The 16,532-nt window shown below is 63.1% G+C and carries 11 protein-coding genes; 6 read left to right on the top strand and 5 right to left on the bottom strand.

Going from position 1 to position 16,532, the window contains the following annotated elements; genetic code table 11:
* Positions 1-12 precede the first annotated feature (12 nt).
* Positions 13-2,382 carry a DUF1989 domain-containing protein gene (locus tag LB554_RS01455; RefSeq protein WP_224582836.1) on the top strand — a complete coding sequence of 790 codons (2,370 nt, stop codon included), beginning with the start codon at positions 13-15 and terminating at the stop codon, positions 2,380-2,382.
* A 253-nt stretch (positions 2,383-2,635) separates the two neighbouring features.
* Positions 2,636-4,345: an APC family permease gene (locus LB554_RS01450; protein ID WP_224582834.1), complete on the top strand. Its 1,710-nt coding sequence runs from the start codon at positions 2,636-2,638 to the stop codon at positions 4,343-4,345.
* 69 nt (positions 4,346-4,414) lie between these two features.
* Here LB554_RS01450 and LB554_RS01445 read toward each other — a convergent pair whose 3' ends face one another.
* The 4 genes from LB554_RS01445 to LB554_RS01430 form a co-directional block, all read right to left on the bottom strand.
* Entirely contained in the window at positions 4,415-7,561 is a 3,147-nt protein-coding gene (locus LB554_RS01445) for an efflux RND transporter permease subunit (protein ID WP_224582832.1), read from the bottom strand.
* 248 nt (positions 7,562-7,809) lie between these two features.
* Entirely contained in the window at positions 7,810-8,952 is a 1,143-nt protein-coding gene (locus tag LB554_RS01440) for an efflux RND transporter periplasmic adaptor subunit (protein ID WP_224582831.1), read from the bottom strand.
* 54 nt (positions 8,953-9,006) lie between these two features.
* Entirely contained in the window at positions 9,007-9,612 is a 606-nt protein-coding gene (locus tag LB554_RS01435; RefSeq protein WP_015318925.1) for a TetR family transcriptional regulator, read from the bottom strand.
* Between the two features lie 185 nt (positions 9,613-9,797).
* Positions 9,798-11,438 carry an acyl-CoA synthetase gene (locus LB554_RS01430; protein ID WP_224582829.1) on the bottom strand — a complete coding sequence of 547 codons (1,641 nt, stop codon included), beginning with the start codon at positions 11,436-11,438 and terminating at the stop codon, positions 9,798-9,800.
* A gap of 197 nt (positions 11,439-11,635) precedes the next feature.
* On the opposite strand from LB554_RS01430, the gene LB554_RS01425 reads away from it, so the two are divergent.
* The 4 genes from LB554_RS01425 to LB554_RS01410 all read left to right on the top strand — a co-directional run bounded on the left by LB554_RS01425 (position 11,636) and on the right by LB554_RS01410 (position 15,391).
* On the top strand, positions 11,636-12,601 hold the full coding sequence (locus LB554_RS01425) for a sugar-binding transcriptional regulator (protein WP_140715138.1): 966 nt from the start codon (positions 11,636-11,638) through the stop codon (positions 12,599-12,601).
* Between the two features lie 85 nt (positions 12,602-12,686).
* The gene (locus LB554_RS01420) at positions 12,687-14,741 is read left to right on the top strand and encodes a bifunctional aldolase/short-chain dehydrogenase (RefSeq protein WP_224582828.1); all 2,055 of its coding nucleotides are present in this window, start codon (positions 12,687-12,689) and stop codon (positions 14,739-14,741) included.
* A gap of 109 nt (positions 14,742-14,850) precedes the next feature.
* Positions 14,851-15,111, top strand: coding sequence for a type II toxin-antitoxin system ParD family antitoxin (locus LB554_RS01415; RefSeq protein ID WP_181171256.1), 261 nt, complete (start codon positions 14,851-14,853; stop codon positions 15,109-15,111).
* Positions 15,086-15,391: a type II toxin-antitoxin system RelE/ParE family toxin gene (locus LB554_RS01410; RefSeq protein ID WP_224582826.1), complete on the top strand. Its 306-nt coding sequence runs from the start codon at positions 15,086-15,088 to the stop codon at positions 15,389-15,391. Before LB554_RS01415 ends, LB554_RS01410 begins: the two co-directional genes overlap by 26 nt.
* A 69-nt stretch (positions 15,392-15,460) precedes the next feature.
* On the opposite strand, the gene LB554_RS01405 is transcribed toward LB554_RS01410, so the two are convergent.
* The gene (locus tag LB554_RS01405; RefSeq protein ID WP_015318930.1) at positions 15,461-16,510 is read right to left on the bottom strand and encodes a substrate-binding domain-containing protein; all 1,050 of its coding nucleotides are present in this window, start codon (positions 16,508-16,510) and stop codon (positions 15,461-15,463) included.
* Between the last annotated feature and the right edge of the window lie 22 nt (positions 16,511-16,532).

Raw genomic sequence — 16,532 nt, 5'->3', positions numbered from 1 at the left:
CGCAAGGCTGAGATGAGCCAGTCGCCCTACCCCACCGTGACAGCCGGACCGCCCAGGCCAAGCCTGATCCTGCGGCCTGGCCAGATCGCGCTGCCGGCCGGCATGGAGCGCTATACCGTACAGGGGAATGGCGCGGTGCTGATCGAGGTCGAGGCCGGCGATACGATCACGGTTCGCAACGTCGAGGGAGGCCAGGCCTGCGAGTTGCTGGCCTGGGACAGGTCAGGCGCCAGCGATCCCGGCATGCTCGGTGAAAAATCCAACAGCAATGCCGCCGGCATCAAGGCGCTGCTCACCGAGGGCGACGACAGTCTTTCGGCGGTGCGCCGCGGCCTCGAACGCCGCCAGGTTCAGCTTGGGCAGGCCGAGGCGGTGCGCGTGTTTGGCGGCACCACACCAGCCGGTACCGAGCAGGCATTCACAGTCGCGCGCGACGGCGCGATGCTGATCGCCGCACCCGGCGGTCCGATGCTGGTCGACGGGCACGACACAGTGACGCCGCTCAGCGTCGTCGTGCGGCGCAACACGATCCGCCTGAAAACGAAATCCCGGCTTGCCGATCCATTGGCCGATCCGGTGCTCGATTTGCGCGTTCATTCGGCGACGGCGGAATCGTATTTCGTCAAGGCGGGCGACTATCTGCAGATCATCGATGTCGACGGGCGCCAGTGCACCGACTTCCAGTGTTTCTCGGCCCGCAAGCTGGACAAGGGGCTCGACCATCCGCTCGACGTCACGACGACGCGCACGCTGATGGGCGCGAGCTATCCGATGCCCGGCCTGCATTCGAAATATTACGACCAGGACATGGAACCGCTGGTTGAGGTGGTGCAGGACACGTGCGGCCGGCACGATGCCTTCGCGCTCGCCTGCGCGGCGAAATATTATGACGACATCGGCTATCCCGGCCACACCAACTGCTCGGAGAACTTTAATCGCGCGCTGGACGGCAAGGGCGTCAATCCCCGCGCCGGCTGGATGGCGATCAACTTCTTCTTCAACACGGCGATCGACGCCCATGGCGTCATGGTGTCGGACGAGCCATGGTCGCGGGCCGGCGACTATGTTCTGCTCAGAGCGCTGACCGACATCGTCTGCGTCTCCTCGGCCTGCCCCGACGACACGACGCCGGCCAATGGCTGGGACCTGACCGACATCCACGTGCGGACCTATTCCGGCCAGCACAAATTCTCGCGAGCGATCGCCAGACGCATGACGCCTGATTCGGAACCGAAAATGACCCGCGAGACAGCTTTCCATTCGAGCTTTGCCAAACACACACGCGACTTCGTCGAGTACAGGGGCTATTGGCTGGCCAATTCGTTCGCCAGGGAAGGCGCCATCGCCGAATATTGGGCCTGCCGGCAGGATGCCGTGATCATGGACCTGTCGCCGCTGCGCAAGTTCGAAGTGACCGGCCCGGATGCCGAAGCGCTGCTGCAATATACGCTGACGCGTGACGTCAAGAAGCTCGGCGTCGGCCAGGTCGTCTACTCCGCCATGTGTTACGAACATGGCGGCATGATCGACGACGGCACGCTTCTGCGGCTCGGCAAGGACAATTTCCGCTGGGTTGGCGGCGACGATCTGTCCGGCGAATGGCTGCGCGAGACGGCGACAAAACTCGGCCTCAACGTGCTGGTGCGCTCGTCCACCGACCAGATGCACAACATCGCCGTGCAAGGGCCAAAGAGCCGCGCCATCCTGAAGGAGGTGATGTGGACCTCGCCGCTGCAGCCATCGATCGAGGAACTCGAATGGTTCCGCTTCGCCGTCGCCAGGATCGGCGGCGGCAACGGCATCCCCGTCCTCGTTTCACGCACCGGCTATACCGGCGAACTCGGCTACGAGATTTGGTGCCATCCGCGCGACGCGCAAAAAGTCTTCGACGCGATCTGGGAGGCCGGCCAGCCGCATGGGCTGAAGCCGATGGGCCTGCAGGCGCTCGACATGGTGCGCATCGAGGCCGGACTGATCTTCGCCGGTTACGAATTTTCCGACCAGACCGATCCGTTCGAGGCTGGTATCGGCTTCACCGTGCCGCTGAAGAGCAAGACCGACGATTTCATCGGCCGCGAGGCGCTGATCCGGCGCAAGGATCATCCGCAGACAAAGCTGGTCGGCCTCGACATCGACAGCAATGTCGCCGTCGGCCACGGCGACTGCGTCCATGTCGGGCGCGCCCAGATCGGCGTCGTCACGTCGGGCATGCGCTCGCCGGTGCTGAGCAAGAACATCGCGCTGGCGCGGCTCGACGTCGCTCATGCCGCTATCGGCACGGAGGTCGAGATCGGCAAGCTCGACGGCCACGCCAAGCGGCTGCCGGCTCGGGTCGTGGCCTTTGCCCACTACGATCCGCAAAAGACCAAACCACGTTCCTGACCTGCCCTTTTGGGACTCGCAAAGCGCCCGCCGGCCGCACCGCCGGACGCTTTGATGTCCGCGCGCGCAAGCGTGATGTGCATGGTTTCACAAATCGCTTGACGTGACGCCGCGCCGGATCAATCTTCACTCCTAAGAAAAAAATACGACTGAGTGGAAACACTGCGGCCGGAACGATCATTTGCCGGGGAGTAAGTTTCGCGTAGCCGAGACACCACTGGCGGGGAACATCGAAAAAGGGGAACTCATCCACATGAGCACAATAAGTACGGTCCTGGACCAGCCTGTCGAAAGCAAGCTGCTCAGGCATATCGACTGGCGCGGCGCCTTCTGGGTGGCGAGTGGCGTTCCGGCGCTGGTCCTGTTCTCGATCGGCGGCATTGCCGGCACGACGGGAAAGCTGGCGTTCCTGATCTGGACGGTGTCCATGATCATGGGCTTCCTGCAATCCTTCACCTATGCCGAGATCGCCGGCCTGTTCCCGAACAAGTCCGGCGGTGCCTCGATCTACGGCGCCACCGCCTGGCTGCGCTACTCCAAGTTCATCGCGCCGCTGTCGGTGTGGTGCAACTGGTTCGCCTGGTCGCCGGTGCTGTCGCTCGGCTGCTCGATCGCCGCCGCCTATATCCTCAATGCGCTGGCGCCGGTGCCGCTGTTCACCGAGGCCTCGCCCGATGTCGTCGCCTACATCGCCGCGCACGCCGGAACGGCACCTGCCGACGCCATCACCGCGGTGACCGCCGCCGCGACGCCGGCGATCCGCAACTGGACGCTGTGGAGCCACACGCTAGGCCCGGTGTCCTTCACGCTCAATGCCACCTTCTTCATCGGCGCGGTGCTGATGCTGATCATCTTCTCGATCCAACATCGCGGCATCCTGGGCACTGCCAGCGTGCAGAAATATATCGGACTGCTGGTCATTATCCCGATGCTGATCGTCGGCGTGGTGCCGATCTTCACCGGCCAGATCGACTGGTCGAACTTTTCGCCGCTGGTGCCGCTCGCCGCCGCCTATGCACCTGAGCCCGGCTCCTGGAACATCGCCGGCTGGACATTGGCGCTCGGCGGCATGTTCATCGCCGCATGGTCGACCTACGGGTTCGAAACCGCCGTCTGCTACACGTCGGAGTTCAAGAACCCGGGTACCGATACGTTCAAGGCCATCTTCTATTCCGGCCTGCTCTGCATGCTTTTGTTCATCCTGGTGCCCTTCACCTTCCAGGGCGTGCTGGGCTTGAACGGCATGCTGGCAACACCGATCGTCGACGGCTCCGGCGTGGCCGATGCGCTGGCCGGCATGGTCGGCGGCGGCAGGCTTATCCACAGTCTGCTGGTGATGCTGATGATCCTGGCGCTGGTGCTGTGCATCATGACGGCGATGGCCGGCTCGTCGCGCACGCTCTACCAGGGCTCGGTCGACGGCTGGCTGCCCCGTTATCTCAGCCACGTCAACGAGCACGGCGCGCCGACGCGGGCCATGTGGACCGATCTCTGCTTCAATCTGGTCGTGCTGGCGATCGCCTCGGCCGACGCGACGAGCTTCTTCTTCATCCTCGCCGTGTCGAACTGCGGCTACATCATCTTCAATTTCCTCAACCTCAATGCCGGCTGGATCCACCGCATCGACAACGGCCATATCGCACGGCCGTGGAAAGCACCGAGCTGGCTCTTGGGGATCGGGGCGATCTTCGCCTACGTCAACGCGATCTTCATGGGCGCAGGCGCCAAAGTGTGGAACCCGATGGCGCTGTGGGCCGGACTGATCACGGCGGCGCTGATCATCCCGGTGTTCTGCTTCCGCCACTACATCCAGGACAAGGGCAAATTCCCCGACCACATGCTGGCCGATCTCGGCATGGCGGGAGCCGACCTTTCGGTCAAGAAGGCGGGCATGCTGCCCTATCTGACGCTGGTCGCCGGCGTGGCGGTCATGCTCATCGCGAATTGGGTGTTCGTCATCTGATGGTCTGACTGCGGCCTAAACCATTGCATCAAGGAAAACCGGCCGGTCGCAAATCGACCGGCCGGTTTTTTATTCCGCCGCCAACGGCAGTTGCGGCCGTTCGATGCCTTCGATCTCCCCTGGCTCCGGCGCCTGCTGGTCGGTCTTCGCCTTCTTCGGCTCGCGGCCGAAGAAGAGCGCATAGCCCGCGGGCAGCACCAGGATGGTGAGCACGGTGGCGACCAGAATGCCGCCCATCATGGCATAGGCGAGCGGTCCCCAGAACACGCCGCGCGAGATCGGGATCAGTGCCAGCACCGCCGTCATCGCCGTCAGCACGATCGGCCTGAAGCGGCGCACGGCCGAGCCGACGATCGCTTCGGAACGGTCCATGCCCTTGGCAATGTCCTGGTCGATCTGGTCGACCAGGATGATCGAGTTGCGCATGATGATGCCGAGCAGGGCGATGACACCGAGGATGGCGACGAAGCCGAACGGTGCACCGCTGATCAGCAGAGCCGCGGCCGCGCCGATGATGCCGAGCGGGCCGGTGGCCAGCACCAGCATCGCCTTGCCGAAGTTCTGCAGCTGGATCATCAGGAGCACGACGATGATGGCCAGCATGATCGGCGCCTTGGCGGCGATCGAAGCCTGGCTTTCGGCCGAATCCTCCGCACCGCCCTGGATCTCGATCTTGTAGCCGGGCGCCAGACCGTCACGCAGGCCCTGCATGTCCTTGTACATCTTGGTGACGACGTCGTTGGACTGCACGCCGTCTGGCAAGGTGGCGCGCACGCTGATCGTCGGCAGGCGGTCGCGGCGCCACTCGATGCCTTGCTCCAGCACAGGCACCACCTTGGCCACCTGCGACAGCGGCACGAAGCCGCCGAAATCGGTCGGTATATAGACCGAGTCCACCGACGACAGCAGGCTGCGGCTGGCATCCGGCTCGCGGGCGACGATCGACACCGTCTCCTCGCCGTCGCGGAAATCGTCGAGCGGCGCGCCGGACATCGTCGCCTGCAGCATCTGGCGGATGCGCTGCGAGGTGACGCCGAGCGCACGGGCGCGATCCTGATCGATGACCAGCTTCATCGCCGGAACGGGCTCCAGCCAGTCGTCATGGACGGCGCCGAGCAGGGGATCCTGCCGGAACTTCGCCTTCACCTGGTCGGCGATGCGGCGCACCTCCTGGCGGTCCGGACCCATGACGCGCATCTGCACGGGCCAGCCGGTCGGCGGTCCGAGGAACAGGCGGTCGACCTTGGCACGGATCGACGGGAAGTCTTCGGCCAGAACCGTGCGCAGCTTGACGATCAGCCGCTCGCGCGCCGGCTCGTCATTGGCCATGACCAGCAGCTGGGCGAAGTTCGGGTTGCGCAGTTGCTGGTCGAGCGGCAGGAAGAAGCGCGGGGCGCCCTCGCCGATATAAGTGGCGATGAAACGCTTGTCCTTGTCGTCCATCATCTTGGCTTCCAGGGCCTTGGCCTGCGCCTCGACCTCCTTGATGCTGGTGCCTTCCGGCAGCCAGAGGTCGACGAGAATTTCGGGCCGTGACGATTGCGGGAAGAAATTCTGCGGGATGAACTGGAACGCCCAAAGGCTGGTGCCGAAAGTCGCCAGCGTCATCACCAAAACGATGATGCGATGCCGCACGGCCCAGCCCACCGTGGCACGCAGCCGACGGTAGAAGCCTGTGTCGAAGGCGTCGTGATGGCTGCCGGCATGCTTGCGCTGCTTGAGGATCATATAGCCGAGCCAGGGCGTGAAATAGACCGCCACGAACCACGACACGATCAGCGCGATGCCGACGACATAGAACAAGGTGCGCACATATTCGCCAGCCGTCGAAGCAGCGAACCCGACCGGTATGAAGCCGGCGGTGGTGATCAGTGTGCCGGTCAACATCGGGAAGGCGGTCGAGGAATAGGCGAAGCTCGCCGCCTCGATCTTGACCAGCCCCTCTTCGAGCTTGCGCTCCATCATCTCGACGACGATCATGGCGTCGTCGACAAGCAGGCCGAGCGCGATGATCAGCGCGCCCAGCGAAATGCGCTGCAGGTCGATGCCGATCTCGTACATGATGGCGAAGGTGGCGGCGAGCACCAGCGGTATGGCGATGGCGATCACCAGCCCCGAGCGCCAGCCGATCGACAGGAACGAGACGACGAGCACGATCAGCAACGCTTCGCCGAGCGCATGCATGAATTCGCTGACGGCATCCGTGACGACGCCCGGCTGGTCGGAAATCTGGTCGACCGAAACGCCATAGGGCAGCGCCTCCTCGAAGCGCTTGTAGGTCGCCTCGACATCCTTGCCGACATCGGTGACTTTAAAACCCTTGGCCATGACCACGCCAAGCTGCACGCTGTCGTGGCCATTGAAGCGGTATTTGCGCTGGAAGGGGTCCTCCAGGCCCGAAGTGACGGTGGCGATGTCGCCCAGTCGGGTGATCTGGCCGCCGGCGCGCAGGCGCAGTTCGCGGATATCGGCCGCCTTGGCCACATCGCCTTCGACCGAGATACGCACCGAATTGACGCCGGTATCGACGGAACCCGAGGGGTCGACGTTGTTCTGGCCCTTGATCGCGTTCTGCAGGTCGGTCAGCGTCAGGCCGCGTTCGGCCAGCGCCTTGGACGAGACATCGATATAGAGCTTTTCCGGCTGGTCGCCGATGATGACGGCCTTTTCGACGCCGGGCGTCGTCAAAAGCATATCGCGCGCCTGGATGGCGAACTTCTTCAATTCGGGAAAGGAGAAGCCGTCGCCGCTGATCGAATGCAGGGTGATAAACGTGTCGCCGAACTCGTCGTTGAAATACGGGCCGAGCAGGCCTTGCGGCAGGTCGCCCTGGATATCGCCGACTTTCTTGCGCACCTGATAGAAAGCATCCGTCACTTCGGCGGCGTTGGTGTCGCCCTTGATCTGGACGGTAATGATGGCGCTGCCGGCGCGGGTGAAGGAACGCACGAAATCGAGATGCGGCGTCTCCTGCAATTTGCGCTCGATCTTGTTGACGACCTGGTCCTCCATCTCCTGGATTGAGGAGCCCGGCCAGATCGCCTGCACGACCATGACGCGGAAGGTGAAGTCGGGATCCTCCTTCTGGCCCATGCGCATCAAGCCGAGCGCGCCGGCTATGATGATCAGCCCGAACAGGAAGCGCGCAATGGAGGGATGGCCGATGGCCCAACGGGACAGGTTGAAGGGACGCTTTTCTTCAGTGGGGGTCGTCATCGGAAGTGGTCCACTTTGCTTGGTTGCCGGCGCTTGGTGCTTCGAAAAAGGGGCTTCGAGGAAGCGCGCGCGGAACGAAATCATCTGCGTTCGATACTGGCTTCCGGGCGGCGTTGCTCTTCAAGCGGAGAGACACTCGGTGGGACGCGAGGGTCGATGCGGGGGTACATCGGCCTTGACGTCTCGACCTTCGGGCACGCCGCCCGGAAACCTGCGGCCGCGGGAACGCGCGGCCGACCTGTCTGTCGTCAGCGCAACTGGCTGGCTTCGTCGCCCTCGGCCGAGGCGGACTGCTGTGCGGTGCCGCCGGGGAGTTTCACCTTCAGGTTCTCGGTCATGAACTGCGTACCGGCGGCGACCACGACGTCGCCCGGTTTCAATCCCTCCGCGACACGCACGCCGTCGGGGGCGAACTCGGCGACCTTGACCGAACGGGCATGCACGGTGTCGGCGCCACGATCGACCGTCCAGACGATCGACTGGCTGTCTTTCTCGGCGAGTGCACTGAGCGGGATGGACACGAGCTGCTTTTCGTTGACCGCCGACGCCTCGATATTGGCGGTCATGCCGAGCAGCACGCGCGGGTCGTTGGGCAGGCTGACGCGGACGGCAAAGGTGCGCGACTGCGGATCGGCGCTGCCGGCGACCTCACGGACCTTGCCGTCAAGCTTCAGCCCATCGTCCGACCAGAAGCCCGCCTTGACGTCCTTGCCCGGCTTGAACTCGGCGATCTCCATTTCCGGAACCGCGATCAGCACTTCCTTTTCACCGTCGACCGCGACGGTGACCACGGGCGTGCCCGAGCCGACCACCTGGCCGACATCGGCGTTTACCGCCGTGACGATGCCGTCCCTGTCGGCCTTGAGGTCGGTATAGCCGACCTGGTTCCTGGCCTGGGCAAGCGTAGAGCGGGCGGAGTCGCGCGTGGCGATTGCCTGGTCATAGGTCAGTGTCGCCTGTTCGAGCTGCGATTTCGGCGCGAAGTTCTTGGCGAAAAGCTGTTCGGCGCGCTTACGGGCGAGTTCGACCGTCTCGACCTGCCGTTCAGAGGCATCGAGTGCCGCCTGCGCGCTCTTGACCGACAGGTCATAGTCGGAGGGATCGATGCGGGCGAGCACGTCGCCAGGCGCCACGTGCTGGCCGATGTCGACGAGACGCTCGGTGATCTTGCCATTGACCCGGAAACCCAGCGTGCTCTCGGTGCGGGCGCGCACCGATCCGGAATAGGACAGCGTACGGGTGTCATGCGCCTGGGCGATCTCGACGACCTTGACCGGACGGATGATGTCCTTCACCTCGGCTTTTTCCTGCGAGCAGCCGGCAAGCCCAAGCGATGCGACGATCAGGCCGGCAGCTGGCAGCTTGCGAAGGATGGAACTGGGCAAAAACATTTCGATACTCCCGACTGGAGACGGACTGTCGACACCGGCATCGGCTGGCGACGGCTATTTCAAGGCTCTAATGGCGTAATCGATGAGGTCGTCGGGCATTGCCCGATTGGTCTTGGCGAGGCACTGCGCCACCATCTGCGGATGGCACAGGATGACGGTGGCGGCACCGAAGCAACGCGATGCGGTCACCGGGTCCTGCTTCCTGAACTCGCCGGCCTCGATGCCCTCGCCGATCACCTCGGCGAAGAGATCGTGAATGCTGTCGACATGCTTGTCGATCACGCCCCAGTCCCGCTCGAGCGCGACGATGACCATCTCGTGGACCTTCTGGTCGTCGAGCATGACCTCCATCGTCAGCTTGTATTGTGCATGCACATAACGACGCAGCCGCTCCTCGGCGCTGATCGGCAGGTGCATGATCTCGTAAGCCATCTTGTAGCTGGCGCCGAGCATCCGGCCACATACGGCCTGGTGGATTTCGACCTTGGAGGCAAAGAAACGATAGATGTTGGCCGGTGACATGCCGAGTTCGCGGGCGATGTCGGCAACATTGGTCTTGCCGTAGCCATAGTGCCGGAACAGGCGCTCGGCGCAATCGAGAATGCGCGTTACATTTTCCTGTCGGGCGACGTCGGCGACGATGTTGGCGGCTTCGGACATAGCTCTCTGTCAAATAACGAGTGACGAATTTCGATTTTCATCACCCGTAAATCTAAATGAGCGCGGTGTCAACGCGGATTCGGTGTACGCGTACGATAGGTGACAATTGGTGACATCCAGTAGACGTCACAAGGCGCCCTCAGGATGCGGACCATTGAAAATATTCTCGAAAATCCCCGGGGGCTTCAGGCGACCTTGGCCATCTCCCGCAGCCGGAACTTCTGGATCTTGCCGGTCGAGGTCTTCGGTATCTCGGCAAAGATCACCGCTTTCGGCACTTTGAAGCGGGCGAGCAGCGTCCGGCAGTGCTCGATGATCTCGGCCTCGCTCGCCTCCTTGCCCGGCTTCAGTTCCACATAGGCGACAGGCACCTCGCCCCATTTGTCGTCATGGCGCGCCACGACGCCGCAGGAGGCGACGGCGGGATGCTTGTAGAGCGCTTCCTCGACCTCGATCGAGGAAATGTTCTCGCCACCGGAGATGATGATGTCCTTGGAGCGGTCCTTGAGCTGGATATAGCCATCCGGGTGCATGACGCCGAGATCGCCCGAGTGGAACCAGCCGCCGGCGAAAGCCTCGTCAGTCGCCCTGCGGTTCTTCAGGTAACCCTTCATGACGATGTTGCCACGAAACATCACCTCGCCGATGGTCTCGCCGTCGGCGGGCGTCTCGGCCATGGTCTCGGGATCCATTACCGTAAGGCCTTCGAGCGCGGCATAGCGCACGCCCTGCCGTGCCTTCTTGCCCGCCCTCGCCCCTTTGTCGAGTGCGTCCCAGCCATTATGCCATTCGTTGACGACAGCGGGACCATAGGTCTCTGTCAGGCCGTAGAGATGGGTGACGGCAAAGCCGGCATCGGCCATGCCCGACAGCACGGCTTCGGGCGGCGGGGCGGCCGCCGTGTTGAAGGTGACAGTTTGCGCAAACGCGCGCTTGTCCTCGTCCTTGGCGTTGATCAGCACCGACATGACCACCGGCGCCCCGCACAGATGGGTGACGCCATGATCGGCGATAGCGTCATAAATGGGCTTCGGCCGCACCCAGCGCAGGCAGACATGCGTGCCGGCCTGGACGGCGAGCGTCCAGGGAAAACACCAGCCATTGCAGTGGAACATCGGCAAGGTCCAGAGATAGACCGCGTGCTTGGCCATGCCGGCATGGATGGTGTTGGTGTAGGCCATCAGCGCAGCACCTCGGTGATGGTAGACGACGCCCTTGGGATTGCCTGTCGTGCCCGAAGTATAATTGAGCGAGATGGCGTCCCATTCGTCGTCCGGCATCGACCAGGCGAACGCCTCGTCGCCATTGGCGACAAAGGCCTCATAGTTCACCGTGCCGACCCTCTCGCCTTTCGGATAGGGCGCGTCGGTGGCGTATTCGGGATCGTCGTAGTCGATGACCAGCGGTTTGACCACGGCCAGACCGAGCGCTTCCCGCACCACGCCGGAAAACTCGCGATCGACGATCAGCACCTTGGTCTCGGCATGGTCGAGTTGGAAGGCAATGACGGCGGCGTCGAGACGCGTGTTGAGCGAGTGCAGCACCGCCTTGGTCATCGGCACACCGAAATGCGCTTCCAGCATCGGCGGCGTGTTCGACAGCATGACCGTCACCGTGTCGCCCTTGCCGATGCCATGCTTGTGCAGGGCCGAGGCGAGCTTCAACGAACGGCGCCAGAAATCGCGGTAGCTGATGCGCTGGCTGCCATGGATGATGGCGACATGGTCGGGATAGGTTCTTGCAGCGCGCTCCAGATAGGTGAGCGGCGTCAGCGGCTGGTGATTGGCCGCGTTCCTGTCGAGATCCTGTTCGTAGGGATTGGCCATCCCATTCTCCCCAAAGTCTTTTCGAGCTTTCTAACCTTACGCTCGTCGTCACGCTATCCCCCTGAAGGGCTGAGAATGCTATCCTGCACCGACTTGCTAGAATGGGGGTCTGTGCCGCGCCGGCAGGAGATCTCTTCCTGTTTACCCAAATTTGACTTTTGTCGAGAGCCGTGACTAATGTCAGCCAAGGAGGCGGCATGGCGATCCGACCGGCAGAACAGCTCATCCACAAGGCGGCCTGGCTTTACTATGCCCATGGGCTTCGCCAGGACGAAGTGGCCAATCAACTCAACATTTCGCGCGCCTCCGTCGCCATGTATCTGCGCAAGGCGCGCGAGACAGGCATCGTCAACATCTCGACCTCGACGCAGCTCTTCACCGACGACGTCATGGCGCGTAGACTGGAAGACGCCCTGAAGCTCGACGCCGTCTGGATCGCGCCTGAGAACGCCTATCTCGCCGACCCCTCGACCGATATCGCGGTGCTGGCGGCAAGCGTTTTCCTGGAACTCGTCGGGAAAGGCGACCGCATCGGCGTCGCCTGGGGCCGCACCGTCTACACCATCGCCGACATCATGTCCTATGCCGACCTGCAGGACGTCACCGTGGTGCAGCTCTGCGGCAATCTCGGCGCACCCTATTCCTACCGGCCCGATCAATGCACTATGGAAATCGCGCGCCGGCTCAATGCCAAGGGCCTCAACTTCTACGCGCCCCTGGTGCTGTCGACCGAGGAACTGGCGCAAGGCCTGCGCGCCGAACCTGTGATCCGCGACCAGCTTGCCGGGATCAGCGACTGCGATCTTGCGCTCTACTCCATCGGCGCGGTCGATGCCGACAGCCATCTGGTGAAGTGCGGCGCGCTGACGGCAGCCGAGATGGCGGCGCTGCGCAGGGAAGGTGCCGCGGGTGTCATTGCCGGGCAGATCATCGATGCCCGTGGCGAGTTGCTCGACTGCAGCTACAACCGGCGGGTCATCTCGGCGGGGCTTGCTTCACTGCGCGTCATCGGTAAGCGGCTGATGGTCGTGCAGGAAGACAGCAAGTTCGAGCCGCTGCTCGCCGCGATCGCCGGCGGCCTCTGCACGCATCTGGTGGTCGGCGCGCATATGGCGCAGCGGCTGCTCGATCATGCCGGAACGTCAGCAGAAAAGGCGTCCTGAAAACCAATCCTTTGCCGGCGCATCGTCATCAAGGCGTCGCGGCATTCCTGTTCACCATCAAAGACAGCAACTGGACGAAGCGAACATGAAGAATCTGTGGAACGACGACGCGGCCGAACAACTCGTTGCCGACTACGCGAAGAAGGGCGTCGGCCGCGATCTGGCGTTGCGTGTCTACACGACGCGGCTTCTGGGCGGCGTGCCGCAACTGGTCCTGCATGGCGGCGGCAACACCTCCTGCAAGATCAAGGCGACCGACCTCGTCGGTGACGAATGGGACGTGCTGTGCGTCAAGGGCAGCGGCTGGGACATGGCCGTCATCGAGCCGCAGGGCCTGCCGGCGGTCAAGATGGGCGCCCTGCTCAAGGCGCGCAAGCTGGACAGGCTTTCCGACGAGAACATGGTCGCATTACAGCGGGCCAACCTGATCGACCCCGCCTCGCCCAACCCTTCGGTCGAGACCCTGCTGCATGCCTTCCTGCCGCACAAGTTCGTCGACCACACCCACTCGACCGCTATCCTGGCTATCGTCGACCAGGAAGACAGCAAGCCGCTGGTGGCAAAGGTGTTCGGAGCAAAAATGGGCTATGTGCCCTACATCATGCCGGGCTTCGATCTCGCCAAGGCGGCGGCCGATGTCTTCGACGCCGACCCGACGGTGGAAGGCCTGATCCTCGACAAGCACGGCATCTTCACTTTCGGCGACGATGCCAGGCAGGCCTATGACCGGATGATCCACTATGTGAACGTCGCCGAGGATTATGTGGCCGAGCATGCCAAACCGAAGACTGCGAAGATAGCGCTGCCGGCAAGGCTAGCGTCACCGGCGGCGATCGCGCCCATGCTGCGCGGCGCTGTAGCGGCGCCACGCGGCGAAGGCCGCTTCGACCGCATGATCTCTGACTTCCGCACCTCGGACGCGATTGTCGATTTCATCAATTCTGCAGAGATCGCCGACTATGCAGGACGCGGCGTGTCGACGCCGGATCTGTCGATCCGCATCAAGACCGGGCCGCTGGCCGTGCCGGCGCCCGATGCCGACAAGATCGGCGACTACAAGGCCGTAATCCAGAGCCATGTCGACGCTTTCGCCAAGGATTACCGCGCCTATTTCGAGACCAATGACGCGCTCGACGACGTCAAGCGCACCATGCTCGATCCGATGCCCCGGCTGACGCTGGTGCCGGGGCTCGGCATGTTCGGCCATGGCCGCACGCTGAAGGATGCCAGGATCGCCTCGGACGTTGGCGAGATGTGGATCGAGGCCGTGCGCGGCGCCGAGGCCGTCGGGCGTTTCCACCCGCTATCCAAGGCCGACCTGTTCCCGCTCGAATACTGGTCGCTGGAACAGGCCAAGCTCGCCTCCAACAAGCCGAAGCCGCTGACCGGCCAAGTGGTGCTGATCACCGGCGGCGCCGGTGCGATTGGTGCGGCGACCGCAAAACTGTTCGCCGACAATGGCGCTCATGCCGTCGTCGTCGATCTCGACGCCGAAAAGGCCGCCGATGCCGCCAGGAAAGCTGGCAACAATTCGATTGGCGTCGGCGCCGACATCACCGACCCGGACCAGATGCGTGCCGCCTTCGACAAGGCGGTCGCCGTCTTCGGCGGCGTCGACATATTGGTGTCCAATGCGGGTGCTGCCTGGGAAGGCCGCATCGGCGAGCTTGACGATACGCTGCTGCGCAAGAGCTTCGAGCTCAATTTCTTCGCTCACCAGTCGGCGGCGCAGAACGCCGTGCGCATCATGCTGGAACAAGGTACAGGTGGGGCGCTGTTGTTCAACACCTCCAAGCAGGCGGTCAATCCGGGTCCGAAATTCGGCGCCTATGGCGTGCCGAAAGCGGCGACGCTGTTCCTGTCAAGGCAATACGCGCTCGACTACGGCGCCCATGGCATCCGTTCCAACGCCGTCAACGCCGACCGCATCCGCTCCGGGCTTTTGACCGACGCCATGATCGCCAGCCGCTCGGGCGCACGCGGCGTGTCGGAGAAGGAATACATGTCCGGCAATCTGCTCGGCCAGGAAGTGACCGCGCAGGACGTGGCGCAGGCCTTCCTGCACCATGCCCTGGCCGACCGGACGACCGCCGATGTGACGACGGTCGACGGCGGCAATATCGCGGCGGCGCTGCGATAAGGCAATCTCTGCTATCCTTTTAGCGCCAGGCAGGATCGAGACGAAGACTAGTAAACATTGTTAGTCCTTGTGAGGTGCGCTATATATAGTCGGTATGAAAGCTGAACCTATGCGCACCCTGACCATATCGCTTACGCCGCAGCAGGTCGCCCGCCTGCAGAGCGCCGTCGAGGGCGGAGGATACGCCTCGAACAGTGAAATCGTCCGCGAAGCCTTGCGCCTTTGGGAGCAGCGCGAGCAATTGCGTGCCCTGGAACTGGATCAGTTGAAACGGGCCTACGCCGACGGCATGGCCAGCGGCAACCCAGTCGAAGTCGAACCCGTCGAGTTCATTCGGGGCCTGAATGCAGAACGCCGCGCCGGTGGCTAAATACAGGCTTACTCCGCGCGCCTCGCAGGATTTGCGCGACATCTGGCACACCATCGCAATCGAAAATGAAAAGGCAGCCGATAAGCTGCTGATGCGCATTTTCGACAAGATGGAACTGGCGGCAGGGCATCCCAAGATGGGTTCGGCCCGGCCGGAATTGAGCGCGACGGCCCGCGTGCTCATCGAAGGCCGCTATATCGTCATCTATGAACCACAGCCGGACGGTGTACTGGTCGTAGCGATCGTTCATGGAATGCGCGATCCGGAACACTGGTTGTAACCGGAAGGCTGAACATCGATACGAAAGGGCGGTTCATAGCCGCCCTTTCGCTTTCCTATTGGTGCCGCGCTACTTCGCGTTCGGGTTCGGCATCCATGTCGGCATGGCGACATCGGCATGGGCGAACTGCGGCAGCTTGGCCGACAAGTCTTCCATGTTCTTGATGTCCTTGTCGATCAGCTCCTTCTGGGTGATCAGCGTCGGCGGCACGATGACGTTGTGGCCGGGATCTTCGCCGGCGAGCAGTTGCGCCAGGGCGCGCACCGAGACCTGGCCGACGACGGCCGGGTTGGTCGCCGCAGTAGCCGCCCAGGCACTGTCGGGCTCGCGCATCGCAGCGATGTCGGACGTCGAAATATCGGCCGAATAGATCTTGATCTTTTTGTTCAGGCCGGCCTCGTCGACGGCGATCTTCACGCCCTTGGCGAACTCGTCATAGGGCGCGAACATCACGTTGATGTCGGGGTGCGCCGACAGCACTGAGCGCGCCTGGTTGGCGACGGAGTTGGCGATCGGATTGTCGAGCGTGCCGAACATGGCGGCTTCCTTTATGCCGGCATATTTTTTCTTGACGTCGACCCAGGTCTCGTTGCGGCGGTCGAGCGGAGCGATGCCGGCGACATAGACATAGCCGGCGTTCCAGCTTTCGCCATTGTCCTTGACTGCCTGTTCGAGCGCCAGCCGTGCCAGATCTTTGTCCGACTGTTCGATTTGCGGGATCTTGGGGTTTTCGACATTGACGTCGAATGCCACCACCTTGATGCCGGCGTCGACGGCGCGCTGCGCGGCGTCCTTCATCGATTCCGTCAGGCCGTGCTGGATGATGATGCCCTGCACGCCGAGCGCGATGGCCTGGTCGACCATGTCGGATTGAAGGGCGGCGTCCTGGCGGCTGTCGAGCACGCGCAGGTCGATACCGAGCGCCTTCGACTGCGCCTCGACGCCCGACAGATACGCCTGGAAGAAGTCGCCGGTCGAGAGATAGCGAACCAGTGCGATCTTGACGCCGGGTTTGTCGAACGGCGCCGGCTTGTCGGCGGCAAATGCCCCCTGCATCAGCATGGTTGCGCCGGCGAGCCCGAGCGCCACTTTCCCCAGAAGTCTTCTAGTGATGTTCACCTTGTTTTCCTCCACTTTTGTT

Source organism: Mesorhizobium sp. CO1-1-11 (assembly GCF_020164995.1).
Taxonomy (GTDB): Bacteria; Pseudomonadota; Alphaproteobacteria; order Rhizobiales; family Rhizobiaceae; genus Mesorhizobium; species Mesorhizobium australicum.
Note: the sequence above shows the minus strand (reverse complement) of the source record. Positions and strands in the feature narration are given on the sequence as shown.

Excerpts from the sequence above, each read along its gene's own strand:
- LB554_RS01415 (WP_181171256.1), top strand. The coding sequence starts at position 14,851 with ATGCGCACCCTGACCATATCGCTTACGCCGCAGCAGGTCGCCCGCCTG.
- LB554_RS01455 (WP_224582836.1), top strand. The coding sequence starts at position 13 with ATGAGCCAGTCGCCCTACCCCACCGTGACAGCCGGACCGCCCAGGCCA.
- LB554_RS01440 (WP_224582831.1), bottom strand. The coding sequence starts at position 8,952 with ATGTTTTTGCCCAGTTCCATCCTTCGCAAGCTGCCAGCTGCCGGCCTG.
- LB554_RS01430 (WP_224582829.1), bottom strand. The coding sequence starts at position 11,438 with ATGGCCAATCCCTACGAACAGGATCTCGACAGGAACGCGGCCAATCAC.
- LB554_RS01410 (WP_224582826.1), top strand. The coding sequence starts at position 15,086 with ATGCAGAACGCCGCGCCGGTGGCTAAATACAGGCTTACTCCGCGCGCC.
- LB554_RS01450 (WP_224582834.1), top strand. The coding sequence starts at position 2,636 with ATGAGCACAATAAGTACGGTCCTGGACCAGCCTGTCGAAAGCAAGCTG.
- LB554_RS01445 (WP_224582832.1), bottom strand. The coding sequence starts at position 7,561 with ATGACGACCCCCACTGAAGAAAAGCGTCCCTTCAACCTGTCCCGTTGG.
- LB554_RS01435 (WP_015318925.1), bottom strand. The coding sequence starts at position 9,612 with ATGTCCGAAGCCGCCAACATCGTCGCCGACGTCGCCCGACAGGAAAAT.
- LB554_RS01425 (WP_140715138.1), top strand. The coding sequence starts at position 11,636 with ATGGCGATCCGACCGGCAGAACAGCTCATCCACAAGGCGGCCTGGCTT.
- LB554_RS01420 (WP_224582828.1), top strand. The coding sequence starts at position 12,687 with ATGAAGAATCTGTGGAACGACGACGCGGCCGAACAACTCGTTGCCGAC.